Consider the following 14,138-nt stretch of genomic DNA (forward strand, 5'->3'; position numbering starts at 1 on the left):
TTCACCAGTTCCCATAAATGCAGCCCCAGTTGCACTGATCCGCCCGGCTCAGTCTCGAGCAAGCCGTGGACGGCGAGCTGGTGCACTAAGCGATGGGCTGTTGTGAGCGGCAGGCCTGACCTCTGTGCAAGCTCGGACAGCTGAAGACCTCCAGGGCCGTCAGGAAAGGCGGATATGAGCCGCACTACCCGATCCACCACAGACTCCCCGGATGCTGAGTTGGCCATACACGTCCTACTTCCACTCAATGGATTCAAGGCAAACTCTAGCGGATCTTGTAATGCAGACCGCCAGTACAACCAGCCCTGAACTGCTACGGTTCGCCCGCGATGGGGACACCGTGGTGGTGCACAGCATGGACCGGCTCGCCGCAACCTCGATGACCTGCGCGCTGTGGTCCAGGGACCCACACGCAAAGGCGTGCGGGTGGAGTTCATCAAAGATGAGCCTGAACTTCACCGGCGAGGACTCCCCCATGGCCAACCTCATGCTCTCCGTCCGGGGTGCCTTCGCCGAAGTTGAACGCTCCCTCATCAGGGAACGCCAGGGGGAAGGGCATCGCACTGGCTAAGCAGCGCGGCGCCTACAACGGACGGGAGAAGGACCCCCACGCCGGAACGGGCGGCGGGATCTGTTGCACAGACCGGCTGGCGGCGCCGGGGGCGAACAGGCCAACAAAGCACACTTCCCCGGTGGGGTTGCCGGCCATGTCAAACCTCAGGAGGCTGACCTCGTCCAGGTAGGCGTCCCGGAGGACTGTGGAACGGATGCCTGCTTTCGTGAGCGCCAGGGCCGGGCCCGGGGACCCCGGCATGGCGGAACCTTGCAGCGGCCGGCTCTGCTCCTGGTGCCGGAGGAACCCGAGCCCGGACCCCGGCCGCGCCGCGAGAACCGGCAGCCCGTCGTCGTCGGCTACTCCGTACGCGCAGTATCCGAGGAACACGAAGTTGCCGTCGTCCAGCCAGAGCAGCAAATCCTTGGCCTCCTGCCGGGTTGCATCGGTGGCCGAAGGCGCATTGGCATCCAGGACGGCAACTTCCGCTGCCAGGTGCCGATGGATGACTGCGGAATCCTCGGCGGCCGCCCGAACATCGGCCAGGACCGCCTGGAGATTCAGGATGAGCCGGTCGGCGCTCCCCTGATCCGGCAGTCGGGCGGTTTCGACAGCAATCCAGGCCTCCGTGCGGGTCAGGTCACCCGTGGATTCAGGCCGCGACGGCATCGCGGAAGGCTCGTTCCCCACCGGCAACGCAGTGCGCAGCGGTACCGGCCTGATGTCCACGATCTCGTTCGTCCCGCGCGTTCTGGCAACGGTGAAGGTGGGGTGGACCAGTAAGCGTACGGCGGCATTGTCACGCGCCAGCGCCGCCGTGATGGAGGGAAGCAGATACGGCATGTCCTCAGCCACGATTGCCAGGACGCTGGCGTCGCTTTCACTCAGCACCCCGATGACGGCCTGGCCCGGGCCCCGGGTTGCGGCCAGCGAACGATGGTATTCCGCACGGTTCCGGAGCGATTCGGCAGTGTAGTTCCGGATGTCGTCGTCGGCCACGTGCTCGTAGTAGTCCGTCAGGAACGTGTCCGGGGCGTCGGCGGAAGCGTCCGCCGGGTCATGATCTGCGGGGCCGGTTCTTGGGGACATTGCGCTTGCGCCTCCATGGCGCAAGGAGAGGCCGTGTTGCTGCGGTCGCCGGAACCTCGCGCCTGCTCTTATGATGGCTGGCGCCGGGCAGGCAGTCCACCCCTGCGGGGACAAGCAACCGATCAGCAGTCCGAGACGTGGCAGCTGGATTCGAACCCGCGTGCGCTGCTTGGTTCCGTGCTGGTGGACGGGTCCGAAGGTGTCGACCGGCGCGCCGGATGCACTCTGATGTCACAGGCGTTCAGCGGCTGGCGGTCCAAGCGGGAATGGAACGGCCTCCACACTGAACGCGGGTGCCTGACTGCAAACGAAGTGGCCTCGCGCCGCCGTCGAGAAAGCTTCGTCCGCTCCCCCGCAATCTTCTGGATCTCAGCAGGAATATCCTGGACGGCCGAGGCATCTGACGTGTGGATTGCACCGATTTCGCGGGCCAGTTCCAATCGCGATGGACCATGTCGAAGGTTAATCGTACCGGCAGGCTTCACGGGTGGGAGCGATGATTAGGCGTTGTTCCAACAACAGTCAGCCTTGGGAGAGTGGGGCTTAAGCCAGAAGGCCCCTGGGTTCCTTGGAAGGCACCCAGGGGCTCAGCTTTCTAGCTCAGACCTTAAGAGGGTCTTTGGCCCCGGCCGCGGCCAGGCGGTGTTTTTCGGGGGTGGAGAGTTGGGGGTCGGGGAGGATCCGCTCCTTGGCGACCATCATGGCGGCGAAACCGAATTCGAAGAACTTTCGGGTCAGGAAGCCCGGATCAGGGAGCCGATGGACGCGGTGTGCGGGTTCATCGAGGAGCGATAGGAGCATCGCGCGTCCCAGGAACTGCAGGCCCCGGGGGAACCACCGCTTGGAGAACTGTTCAAAGATCGCTTCGCACGTGGCGGCGCCGTCCGGCGAGTATTCCCAGTCCACTGCCTCATATTCGTCCATATACCGCAGCATGCCCTCGAAGCCGTCGGGGAAGTCGGATATTTCGGTAGAGTTCTCGCCCCGGAAAAGCTTGGCCATCTCCTGCCAGTAGACGTGCGCGGCGATCTTCTGGTTTTCGGTGAAGCCCGGCAGGCCTACACGAAGACGCAACCGGTGCATGTCGGCGCCGATCCAGCACATCGTGTACGTGAAGTCCCTCAGATGCGTGAACCTGCCCGGGTACTGGTTGGCAACGCCCTGGTGAAGGGCGTTGACCTGGGCGACCGAGCGCTGGGTGATTGGATCGGAAGGGCCGTATTCGAACCATCGCCAGAAATGCTTGGCCGTGTCCGATTCACGACGATCCTGCTGCTTAATGATTTTTCCTTTGCCGCCGCGGGCGATCACTTCACCTCCACGCGGGGGAAGAATGAAGTGCGGGAACCCTGTGGAGTACAGGAAGTTCATCATGAAGTCGTTAACGTAGTAGCACGTCGACAACTTCCAGATCTGCTCGTAGTCCTTGTGCGGATCGAGGCTGGCGATCTCGCTTGCAATCCATTTGTAGCCTTTGCTCATGGCTTGGTACCTCAGCTGTAAATTGATTTGAAGTGCTGGAAATTGGACATGGCGTCCGGGCCGAGTTCACGCCCGATTCCGCTGTCTTTGACGCCGCCAAAGGGTGAGCTCGGATCCGGGAGATAGGTGTTGATCCCGATCGTTCCGGTCTGGACGCGCCGGGCGACGGCGAGAGCGCGTTCAGGATCCGAGGACCAAACAGTGCCGCCCAGTCCGTAATCTGAATCGTTGGCTATCCGCACTGCGTCGTCGACGTCGGAATAGGGAATTACGGACAGCACAGGGCCGAAGATTTCTTCCTGGGCGATCGCCTGGCGGTTGTCGACGTCGGCGAAGATTGTCGGTTCCACGAACCAGCCCTTGTCCATGTGGGCGGGTCTGCGGCCACCTGTCACAAGGCGGGCGCCATCACCTCGTCCCTTGGCGATGTAGCTTTCAACGCGTTCACGTTGGCGTTCGCTGGCCATCGGACCGATGAGTGTGGCCGGGTCGAGGGCGTCGCCCACAGGGAGGGATTTTGCCAGGGCGGCGAAGACGTCGACGACTTCGTCGTAACGGCTTCGCGGGGCAAGGATCCGGGTGCCCAGGAAGCAGGTCTGGCCGTTGTTGAGCAAGGTGGCGCCGAACAGCTTTTCGCCGATGACAGACAAGTCCAGGTCAGCGTCGTCCAAGACGATGGCCGCGGATTTTCCGCCTAGTTCCAACGTCACCGGGCGAAGCAGGCGTCCGCAGGTTTCGGCGATCTGTCGGCCGGCGGCAGTTGAGCCGGTGAAGGCAACCTTGTCGATGTCCGGGTGCGAGACAAGGTACGCCCCGATTTCCCTGCCGCCCGGAACGATGTTGATCACGCCGGGTGGCAGGTCTGACGCCTCCACCGCTTCGGCGAAGAGCATGGAGTCCAGGACGGTCTCCGGGGACGGCTTCAGCACAAGGCAGCAGCCGGCGGCAAGGGCCGGGGCGTGCTTGAACGTAGCGAGGGTCTGCGGGAAGTTCCAGGGAGCGATGGCGGCGACGACGCCGACGGGTTCGCGCCGGACGGTCGTTGTCCCGCCCAGCAGGTGAGGATGGGACACCTCGACGGCTGAGCTCTTCACCAGATTGGCATAGTAGCGAAGGACGGCTACGGGGAATGCAGCCTCGAGCTGGCGGGCGACGGCAATCGGCATACCGTTTTGTTCTGCAACGCGCTGTGCCATTTCTTCGCCCCGGGCTTCAAGCTGGTCCGCGAGACTTTCCAGAGCCATCCCCCGGCGTTCCGGTTCCCACTGGCTCCAGCCTGAAGGATCTTCAAACGCCACCCGTGCGGCGGCTACTGCCGCGTCGACGTCGCCCTCGCTGGCATGCGGGACCGATCCGATTTCCTGTTCAGTGCTGGCCGAGACGACCCGGATGCGGTCCGAGGACCGCGGTCGCGTCCACTGGCCGCCGATAAACAGATGTTCTATGTGGAGCGGATGCTCTTGCAGTGTCATTTGATCTCCTTTGACATGTATGACATTGCATCCAGCATGACTCGGATCACAGGGCGGAATTGTTCAGTTTCTGGACAATCTTGCGGGAGTGGTGGACACGGCTATCCAACAATGTTCAGTGCCCGCATGCGTTTGTAGAGGGTGGTGCGGCTTATGCCAAGGCGCGCGGCAGCGTTGCTCTTGTTACCGCCGGTGCGAACGAGTTCCTGTTCGATTGCGCCTCTTTCGGCCCGCTCCAAGGCACTTAGTGCGAGGTCGGCTGCGTTGCCAAAGGATCCATTTAGGTCAGATTCTGTGATGTCTCCAGCGGATCGGAGTGAGGTGGCCTTTTCGACCGTGCGGCGCAGTTCGGCGAGATTACCAGGCCAGGAATGGCGCGCCAGGGCCGCAATGGCGCCTGACGTAAATCGGACCTTGCGCTCCAGGCCTTGGTCTTTCAGGATGCTCTGCACAAGCGCCGGGATTTCCTCAATTCTCGACCGTAGGGGCTGGAGGTCTATTGTCGTCCGGCACAGGGAAGTCATGCGCTGTTGTTCGCCGCTCATGCGGGCCGCCGAGTTGCTGGTGAGGGCAAACCAGGGGTTGTTGGTCTGAAGCAGGTCAGAAACCCGGTGGGCCACAGGATCAGGCAACAGGTGGATGTTTTCGATGGTCACTGGGCCGCCGCCTTCGAGGGAAGTACCCAGCTCGGTGAGCCAGGTTGCGGTATCGGCCGAAGTCAGGTCGGCGGCATCGTATGACGACGGTGAAGTGCCCGCCATTATTTGCCGCAACGCCGCCGTTCGCCCCGTTCCGGCTTCACCTGATACCAAGACCGGAGTTCGGGAAGAGCTGGCCGCAGCGATGCGATCTTCGAGGTTTCTGGGCCGCGGGACCGGCTGGTGCGGCCTCACCCCGGCAGGTTTCTGACCGCCACCTGCTGGATCAATTTGAATGATCACGCCGCCACCTTGGGCACTCCGCTCCCACTGGATGAGGACGTTCTGTCCCGAGCTGAGTGTTATCACGCGGCGGCGGTGCTGTCCGGCACGGTCCTGTTCTATGATGGCCCGCAGAATGACGTGATCAACTGGGTCAAGGATGGCATTGACGCTTGCATTGGCCAATAGAACATCGTCCGCGAGGGCAAGAACTGGGGCGCCTCTTCTGCGGGCAACGGTCTCCTGGAATGCCCTGAGTAGAGCTTGTTCGTTGGATCGGGAGCCTTGCAGCAGCCGCTGCTGTAAATCGTTTGCGGCGTGCGTGAGGATCGGTTTGAGCAGCGGACTGTCATCGGAGGCCAGGAAGGTAATGTCCAGGACGCCTTCGAGTCGGCGCGTGATGGGGTGATGAATCGGGTACCCATAACAGCTGAAGGCCTTCATGGATTCAACGAAGTGTTCCTGCCCGTAGACAGCGACAGGTTTCCTCAGCTCGAAGACAGTGGCGATTGAATTTGTGCCTGTGGTTTCTTCAGCGAAACGTCGGCCGAGGACGGCCCCGTGGTTATCCATCCGGTTGTGTAGGGTGCGCTGGCCGTAGCGGAGGTCTACGAGCCGGGCTTCCCGGTCAGCGAGGATGACACAGTAGCCAGTGCCTTCGAAGTCTGCCTCCAGACGGTCCAAGATCGGTGTGGCAGCTGCCAGCAACCGGCTCCGCCGGTCAATGTCAGATATTGGGACGCTGTCCAACTCATGCGTAGGTTCAATTCCGCTCATGAGGGAGCGCCGCCAGGAGAGGGCAATTTCGTCCCTCAACTTCCCTTCTTCCGCGGCCATACCGGCACCTTCCTCATCAACCATCCCCTCGTGCGGGCACAGGTTTTGGTACTTTCGACACTACGCCGCCATTGCACCTGGAGATACGGCCAGTCAGGACACGTTGTCTCCTCCCCTGCCGCGATCTAGGGACTCAGGGGACGGCTTTGTTTTGCTGCACGGGCATGCGCCGTCCGTTCCAGGGGGCAACCTGCTGCTTTTTGGGGCGGAGGAGGGGTAAAGGGCATGCAGCGCACCCTTTACCCCTCCGTTTGTTGTTACTTCCGGTGGATCCGGCCGGGGCTAGGCGACCTTTGCCAGGTCAGGGTCAGGTGTCTTTGTGGTGGAGAGCGACCAGACTGCGACCATCGCCAGAGCAGAAACGATGAGGGGAAGTCCGAAGAGCATGAAGATGTTTTCAGCCCTCCATCCGCCAGCCAGCAGGTATCCGACCAGGATGGGCGAAATGATGGAGACCAGCCGGCCGATGCCTACCATCCACCCGACGCCTGTGCCGCGGAGGGCAGCCGGGAACAGGGATGGAGTGGTCGCGTAGAAACCAGCGACGTTCGCTGAAGTGACGACGCCGAGGACGGCGCCGATGATCATGGCCAGGGACGTCTGGTTGAACGCCATTCCGAAGATGACGTAAACCAGCGCCGAGGCGGCCAACGAGCCCAGCAGCAGGTGACGGCTGCGCAGGAAGACTGCCAGGATGCTGAAGATGAAGCAGCCTATGATGCCGCCGAAGTTCACCACCAGCCCCATGGTTACGCCGAGGCTGTCATCGCCTGAGGACGTAGCGATGAGCTTTGGGGTCCATGTGCTGGCGAAGTAGTAGGCTGCGATCATGAGGCCGTAGCCCAGCCACAGCAGGAGGGTTTGGGCGGCCATCCGTCCGGTGAGCAGGGATTTGATCCCCTTCTGGGTTTGTTGGTTCTGGGGCAGTTCGGGAAGTTCGTCCAAAGCCGGGCGAGTCATTTGTACCAGGACGCGGTTCAACCTGGACAGAGCGTTTTGCGGACGTTTGGTGATCAGGTAGTCCAGGGATTCGGGCAGGAACCGCCAGGCGACGGCAAGCATCACCACGCTGGCGGCGGCCCCGACGACGAACACTGAGCGCCAGCCGAACTGCGGGATGAGCGGACCTGCAATAAACCCGCCAAGAGTGGCCCCGATGGCGAATCCGGCGGTGTAGAGCCCGAAGATGCTTCCCCGGCGTTTGTCAGAAGAATATTCGGAGACGTAGACGTTCAGGTTGGCGATCATTCCACCGATGCCGAGTCCGGCGAGTACGCGGAACGTCATCAGCTGCATGACGTCAGCTGCGAAGACCGACAGGATCATGCCCGCGCTGACGAGAACCAGGGCGATGAGCGTCATGCGGCGCCGCCCTATTTTGTCCGAGAAGGGTGTGAGGAACAGCGAACCGGCCGCCATGCCCACCAGGCCCGAGCTGAGCACGAATCCCAGGGTGACGGGGTCCAGGCTCCAGCTCTTGGACAGTGCCGGTGCTGCGTACGCTGCGACGGCGACGTCCATGCCGTCAATCAGCATCAGCGCAATCGCCACGGCAACGGCCCGGATCTGGAGTCGGCTCATCGGAGATGTGCGGACTTCGTTGAGTATGTCCATGTTTACGTCCTTGTAAATAGGTGCAGTGAGTTAGGGCGGCCGCCCGAAGGAGGCCGTCACGGTGTATGCCGCTTTATTTGTGGGGCATCGCGGCCGGATGCTTACCGTGTTGGCTGGCGCGTCTGCGCCGGTTTTCAGGCCAGTTCGACTCGGACGGGCAAGGATTCCCAAGCCCGCAGGGTGTTGTTGTGGTGCCGGCGGGTTGGCCCATTGATATCAAGGGAGACAATGCGTTTGGCCAAGCTGTTCAGGATTGTTGACGCCTCCAACCGCGCGACGTGCTGCCCGACGCATTGGTGGATGCCGAAGCCGAACCCGACGTGACCGGAAGGGTCCCGGCCCAGGTCGAAGACATCGGGGCTCTCCCAGCGGCGTGGGTCGCGGTTTGCTGAGCCAAGGAACATCAGGATCTTTCTGCCCTCGGGAATAAGGGTTCCGCCTACTTCGATATCGCGGGTCGTGGTTCGGAAGAACGTCTGCACGGGTGACTCGAACCGTACGGCCTCGTCAAATGCGCTGCGCGAGAGGGCAGGGTTTTCGCGCAGCCGGGCCCACTGGTCGGGGTTGGTGGCGAATGCGTAAAGGACGGCGGCGAGGCCGTTCACTGTTGTGTCGACCCCGGCGGTGAGCAGCGACCGCACAATCAAAGGTGCCTGGGCTTCGGTGATGTCTCCCCTGTCGGCCGCGGCCCAGATCTGCGCACCGAATCCATCCGGGGTCAGCACGTCGCGGGCGCACTGGGCAGCAATCGAGGCCGAAAGCTCGGCGACACGTGGTGCTCCCTTGGCGACGAGTTCGTTGGGAGGGCCGAACGCGTTGAAAACGTGGTCTCCGTATGGCACGAGGTTTTCCCGTCCCTCTTGCGGAATGCCGACGGCGTCCGGAAATACCCTGAGGGGAAACGCTGCGGCGAGATCCTTGACAGCGTCGAATTCGAGGCCCTTCGCCAGCAGATCATCCACCAGTTCCTCTGCGTCGGCTGCCCAGGACTCGGCCAGTCGGCGGAGTTCGCGGGGCCCAAGGATCTTACTGAGGATAGCGCGGGGTGCATCGTGGTGAGGAGGGTCAGTTTCCAGCAGCAGGCTCGGCGGCCGCCACGGCTTTTCATAGCGGAAGTTGCTCAGCCCGACGCCGGCGGCAGATTGGAAGGTCTGCCAGTCGGTCAGGGCAGCATGCACTTCCGCGTAACGGCCCATCGCATAAACATCGTATTTTTCCAGATACACAACAGGTCCGGCCTCGCGGAGGTCGGCCTGGAATGGGAGGGGGTCCTCGAGTACGTCGTAGCTGAACGGGTCGACGTCGCTTACGGGGGCATCCGAGGTAGTGGGTTGTGCAGTCATCGTGGGTCCTCTCAGGAAGCCGGGTTACAGGTCAAGAACAAGGCGGTCACTGCAGGAGCGTGAGACGCACGGAAGCATGCAGTGGCCGGCGGCCCTGTCAGCGTCGCCGAGGATGGAGTCACGGTGATCAGGCTCCCCCGCCAGGACGGTCACCTCGCAGGTTCCGCAGGTGCCCTCGCGGCAGGACGTCAAGACGTTTATTCCGGCCCCCTGAAGAGCGTCAAGAATGCTCACGTGCGGTGAAACAGTGACGGAGAGTCCTGCCCGGGCAAGCTCCACCTCGAAGGCCGTGTCCCGTGCCGGGGCGCCCTGTGCCTTGGCCGCGAAGTGTTCCAGGCGCAGCAACCCTGTCGGCCATTCGGCACAGTGAAGCTCAACGGCCGTCAGCAGACGCTGCGGACCGCAGACGTAAACTTTAGTGTCCATGGAGGGGGCACCGATGAGCTCATCCAGGTGACACGGCCCGGTTTCATCCTTCGGCATGACCACGACCCGTTCGCCGTACGTAGCCAGCTCATCAAGAAACGCCATGGTGCTCCGGGACCGGCCAAGATAGAGCAGCTTCCAGTCGGCCCCAAGCATGTCTGCCTGCTGAATCATCGGAAGCATCGGGGTAATTCCGATACCGCCAGCTATGAACAGGTACTTTTCGGACGGCACAAGAGGGAAATTGTTCCGGGGCCCGCCCAGCGCAACCATAGTTCCCTGGGTCAGCTCTTCGTGAATGTAGGCGGATCCCCCACGCCCGGCCGGCTCGTGCAGGACAGCAACGCGATAGTTGTAGGCGTCCCACCTGTCCCCGCAAAGCGAATACTGACGATTCATGCCGGAGGGCAGCACTACGTCCACATGTGATCCTGGGGTCCAGTCAGGCAACCTGCGCCCATCAGGGTGGGCCAGGGTCAGGGCAACCACGTCGGTTGAAACCCTGGTCTTCGCCGTCACCGTCAGCTTGATTTGTGAGGCGTCGGCAACGGAATTCTTTCCCGTGAACATCTCGGCTCCTTTGCTCGCATTGTTCTACCCCAAGGTTCGCCCGCACGTGACCGCCACCACTACAAGAGTCTCAATGATTGAGAAGGAACTTTTTGGGGAGCTATGAAGGAGGGCGCGCGGGGTACTCCATGGCACGGGAAACCGCGGCGGAAGCGGCCTGGAGAACGGCTATCCGCGACCGCGCGGTGGTGTCGTTCGGTACAACAATCGCCAAGGCGGCCACTACCTTTCCTGTCGGGTCCTTCACGGGCACGGCAACGCCGGTGGCATCGGGGTGTATGTGGCCGGGCAGGAAGGCATACCCCTGGCGGCGCACCTCTGCCAGGGCTGCCCTTAGCTGTGAGGGGGTGCTGATGGTCTTTTCAGTGAACACTTCCAGTGGCTGACCCAATATCCGCTCCTGCTGCGCGGGCGGGGCATATGCCAGGAGCAGCAGCCCTGAGGAAGAAGCGTGCAGGGGCAGCCGTCCTGCAACCCTGGTGTAATTGATCACCGCTCCAGGTGCAGTCAGGCGCTCGACGAACAGTACTTCATCGCCTTCCATGACACCCAGTTGGATGTGCTGGCCGACAATCGCATGGAGGTCCTCCATGACAGGCATGGCGGCTTCCCTGAGACTGAGCGTCGGCGAGGCGCGGGACACCACTTCCCACATTCGAACCCCAATCCGCACCCTGCGGTCCTCGTCCCTTTGAAGCCACCCAAACCTGCTCAGTTCTTCAACCAAACGGGACGCGGTGGCGATGTGCAGCCCGGATCTTCGCGCAATTTCGGTGATTGTCAGCGATGTGTCGCCCGGCCCGAAGGCCTCTACGATACGGACTGCGCGCGAGAGGACAGATTCCCCTCCTTGAGTGCGAGGCATGTTCTATAGCTTCCGGTACTGCCAAGGAAGTGTCGAGCCCGTTCGAAGGGCTAGAACCGATGGGCAGTGCAATGACGTCACTGATGCGCCCCATCCAATCGAAACCAGAGAATCCCGGTATCGGCGGCTACAGTCTCCCACCAGAGCTGTGCTGGCGCAGCCCTCGTTTTGGTTCCCAAGCGTCGCACCACTTCGGACGGTATCTCCGAAGACCTCGTCCGGGGTCCAGGCGGCGGAGTTCTTCGGCGACGCAGTCGCGGAGGCTTCGGCGGGGCAGAGGGATCCGCTGGGCCAGCCGGCCCGGCTGGGTGAGTTCGGCGATGGACAGTTCGGGGCGGAAGAGTTGGACTTCACCGCCGGCGCGGGTACACGGATCGTCACGGGAGCTAGCCAGTTCAACGTTGCCTAATAGTCGCTCTGGTTGAGGGAATTGCGGCCCTTGACCCAAAGGCCGGGCACGCTGCCCACCGCAGGCATAGGGCTTCCCTGACCGACAAACCGGGAAGTCGGCAACTCGCTCATGTCCTCCGACTGCAGCGGTTGCCACCAACCGGTCTCGGGGCAGCTATCACCAGAACGTACAGCGAGGGTTTCCGCTTGGGTGCCGGCAGTGGGTATGCGCGTTTTCATGAGAGTTCCTTAGTCAGTGAGGCGAACAGGCGCGACTCCGCAGAAAGTGGGCAGGTCATTGGTCTGAAATTCTCAACTCTTAAAATTTTCCGTGACGGGCTGCAGGGATGGACGTCCTGGAACTTCAGAGGGTGCGGACAAGGGTTTCCTGCTCGGCACCGATGGTGGTGTTGTCGCCGTGCCCGGTGCGGACCACAGTCTCGGGCGGCAGCGTCAGGAGCCGTTCCCGGATGGAGGCCAGGATGGTCGGGTAGTCGCTGTAGGAGCGGCCGGTTGCGCCCGGGCCGCCATTGAACAGCGTGTCACCGGTGAAGACAGTTCCTTCACTTTCGAGGTAGAAGCAGGTGGAGCCCGGCGAATGCCCGGGCGTATGGATGGACAACAGCGCCGTGTCTCCCACCTCGAACACATCACCGTCGCCGTGGTACCGGTCCGGCCCGGCGTCTGGGTAGACCTGCTCCCAGAGGACCAGGTCCTCGGGGTTCAGGTAGCTCGGGGCGCCCAGACTCCAACGGAAAGGCGCTGTCCAGCAATAAATTGGGACTAGCACCTCGCCGTGTCGCGTTCGCGAGGTCAGAGCCACTAAGAAATCCAACGATGCCGTTCATGCGTCCTATCCAACTGAAAGTAGAGCGTCCCGGTGCCGTTGGCCCTGATTCCCAATGCCAGCGGTGGCGAGGTTGTCGTTTTCGTTCTTTAAGATCGCAAGATTGCGGACCGTCTCGCCGAAGACTTCATCGGCGTCGAGGCGGCGGAGTTCTTCCGCGAGGCAGTCCCGGAGGCTGCGGCGCGGCAGCGAGATGCGCTGGGCGAGCTGCCCCGGCTGGGTCAGTTCAGCCACTGAGCGACCTGGCCGGGACAGCTGGACATCCCCGGTATCACGGCAGAGCCGGATACTGTGGATGCCCGTCCCTGCCGGCCCCGCCACGATGGTGACCGGAACGTTCAGGGACGACTTGAGCCAGGACGCGAGCAGGAGCGTGCTGGGCGAATCGGAGGCGCCTTCCACGGCGACTGCCGTGACGGGCGAGGAATCCACGTGGTCCAGGACCGCGGCCAGCTGGATCCGCCAGTTGGTCAGGCGGGTCCAGGCGAGGTCGGTGTCGCCGGCCTTGTACGTGTTGCGGATGTTGTCCAGGGCCCGCTGCGGGTCCTCCTCGTTGGCCGAGTCGGTGATCCTGCGGTGCGCGATCCGGCCGATGGACGTGTCGCACGCGCTTTTCGGCGCACCGTGCGGCCACCAGGCCACGATCGGCGCGTCCGGGAGCAGCAGCGCGGCCACCAGGGATTCGCTTTCCTCGGCCAGTTCCCCGTACCCGCGGAGCACAATCACCTCGGACGCACCGGCGTCGCCGCCCACCCGGATCTGCGCGTCAAGCCGTGTTGACGCCTTGGCGCCGGCATCAGCCAGGACGATAATCCGGCAAGGGTGTTCCCGGCTGGCTTCGTTGGCCGCTTCAATGGCCTCCTCTTCCAGCCCGGACTTGGTGACCACCACGAGGGTCAGGACCCGGCCGAGGGCGATCACGCCGCCCTGCTCACGCAGGGACATGATCCTCTTGGATATTTTCGAGGTGGTGGTGTCGGGAAGATCTAGGATCATGGCCTTCTCCAGGTTCGTCCGTCGCGGGCAAGCAGCTCATCGGCCGAGGCGGGACCCCAGCTTCCGGGCGCGTAGGGTTCCGGCTGTTCACCGAGGCTTGCCCAGTAGTCTTCAAAGGGGTCCAGGATCTTCCAGGACAGCTCCACTTCCGCGTGCCGCGGGAACAGCGGCGGCTCGCCGAGCAGCACATCCAGGATGAGCCGTTCGTAGGCCTCCGGGCTGGACTCCGTGAACGAGTGCCCGTAACCGAAGTCCATGGTCACGTCGCGGACTTCCATCTGCGTGCCCGGGACCTTGGAGCCGAACCGGATCGTGGCGCCCTCATCGGGCTGGACCCGGATCACCACGGCGTTCTGGCCGAAGTCGTCGTCGGCGTGATCCCGGAACAAGAGGTTGGGTGCGCGCTTGAAGACCACGGCGATCTCAGTCACGCGGCGGCCCAGGCGTTTGCCGGCCCGGAGGTAGAACGGCACACCGGCCCAGCGCCGGGTGTGGATGTCGACGCGGATCGCCGCGTAGGTCTCCGTGGTGGAATCAGCCGGGATGCCCTCTTCCTCCAGGTATCCCTGCACTTCCTCGCCGCCCTGCCAGCCGCCGGCGAACTGCCCGCGGGCAGAATGCGTGGACAGGTCATCGGGCAGCTTGACCGCGGCCAGGACCTTTTCCTTCTCGGCGCGGAGGTCGTCCGCGTTGAAGGAAATGGGTTCCTCCATGGCCGTCAGGGCCAGGAGCTG

General features: G+C 62.9%; 13 protein-coding genes and 2 pseudogenes. 1 reads left to right on the top strand and 14 read right to left on the bottom strand.

Translation table 11 applies throughout. The features are described from left to right. On the bottom strand, window positions 1-227 hold a 227-nt coding region (locus AB0N24_RS26725), incomplete at its 3' end, for a helix-turn-helix domain-containing protein (RefSeq protein WP_364131419.1). A gap of 53 nt (window positions 228-280) precedes the next feature. Here AB0N24_RS26725 and AB0N24_RS26730 point away from each other — a divergent pair. Then, window positions 281-571, top strand: a complete 291-nt coding sequence (locus AB0N24_RS26730; protein WP_364131421.1) for a recombinase family protein — start codon at window positions 281-283, stop codon at window positions 569-571. A 12-nt stretch (window positions 572-583) separates the two neighbouring features. Here the strand turns inward: AB0N24_RS26730 and AB0N24_RS26735 are convergent, their stop codons facing one another. From AB0N24_RS26735 to AB0N24_RS26795, 13 genes and pseudogenes are all read right to left on the bottom strand, one after another. Next, entirely contained in the window at window positions 584-1,642 is a 1,059-nt protein-coding gene (locus tag AB0N24_RS26735; RefSeq protein ID WP_364131423.1) for a hypothetical protein, read from the bottom strand. 600 nt (window positions 1,643-2,242) lie between these two features. Next, window positions 2,243-3,124 (bottom strand): hypothetical protein, encoded by an 882-nt coding sequence (locus tag AB0N24_RS26740; protein WP_364131426.1) that lies wholly within the window; start codon window positions 3,122-3,124, stop codon window positions 2,243-2,245. 11 nt (window positions 3,125-3,135) lie between these two features. After that, complete coding sequence (locus AB0N24_RS26745; protein ID WP_364131429.1) at window positions 3,136-4,596, bottom strand: aldehyde dehydrogenase; 1,461 nt, start codon at window positions 4,594-4,596, stop codon at window positions 3,136-3,138. 101 nt (window positions 4,597-4,697) lie between these two features. After that, complete coding sequence (locus AB0N24_RS26750; protein ID WP_364131431.1) at window positions 4,698-6,353, bottom strand: helix-turn-helix domain-containing protein; 1,656 nt, start codon at window positions 6,351-6,353, stop codon at window positions 4,698-4,700. A gap of 282 nt (window positions 6,354-6,635) precedes the next feature. Next, on the bottom strand, window positions 6,636-7,967 hold the full coding sequence (locus tag AB0N24_RS26755; RefSeq protein WP_364131433.1) for an MFS transporter: 1,332 nt from the start codon (window positions 7,965-7,967) through the stop codon (window positions 6,636-6,638). Window positions 7,968-8,101: 134 nt separating this feature from the next. Then, window positions 8,102-9,310 carry a cytochrome P450 gene (locus tag AB0N24_RS26760; protein ID WP_364131436.1) on the bottom strand — a complete coding sequence of 403 codons (1,209 nt, stop codon included), beginning with the start codon at window positions 9,308-9,310 and terminating at the stop codon, window positions 8,102-8,104. Window positions 9,311-9,334: 24 nt separating this feature from the next. Then, window positions 9,335-10,306, bottom strand: coding sequence for a PDR/VanB family oxidoreductase (locus AB0N24_RS26765; RefSeq protein ID WP_364131439.1), 972 nt, complete (start codon window positions 10,304-10,306; stop codon window positions 9,335-9,337). Window positions 10,307-10,406: 100 nt separating this feature from the next. Further along, window positions 10,407-11,171, bottom strand: a complete 765-nt coding sequence (locus tag AB0N24_RS26770) for an IclR family transcriptional regulator (RefSeq protein WP_364131442.1) — start codon at window positions 11,169-11,171, stop codon at window positions 10,407-10,409. 201 nt (window positions 11,172-11,372) lie between these two features. Next, a pseudogene (locus AB0N24_RS26775) lies at window positions 11,373-11,538 on the bottom strand (OpcA/G6PD domain-containing protein); the annotation flags it as partial. Window positions 11,539-11,576: 38 nt separating this feature from the next. Beyond that, the gene (locus AB0N24_RS26780) at window positions 11,577-11,801 is read right to left on the bottom strand and encodes a hypothetical protein (protein WP_364131451.1); all 225 of its coding nucleotides are present in this window, start codon (window positions 11,799-11,801) and stop codon (window positions 11,577-11,579) included. Window positions 11,802-11,925: 124 nt separating this feature from the next. After that, window positions 11,926-12,309 (bottom strand): annotated as a pseudogene (locus AB0N24_RS26785) (MBL fold metallo-hydrolase); the annotation flags it as partial. 105 nt (window positions 12,310-12,414) lie between these two features. Beyond that, the gene (locus tag AB0N24_RS26790) at window positions 12,415-13,404 is read right to left on the bottom strand and encodes a glucose-6-phosphate dehydrogenase assembly protein OpcA (RefSeq protein ID WP_364131445.1); all 990 of its coding nucleotides are present in this window, start codon (window positions 13,402-13,404) and stop codon (window positions 12,415-12,417) included. After that, window positions 13,401-14,138: glucose-6-phosphate dehydrogenase (locus AB0N24_RS26795; RefSeq protein WP_364131448.1), on the bottom strand; the 738-nt coding region annotated here is incomplete at its 5' end. The genes AB0N24_RS26795 and AB0N24_RS26790, both read right to left, overlap by 4 nt.

The organism is Arthrobacter sp. NPDC093128 (assembly GCF_040683875.1).
Taxonomy (GTDB): domain Bacteria; phylum Actinomycetota; class Actinomycetes; order Actinomycetales; family Micrococcaceae; genus Arthrobacter.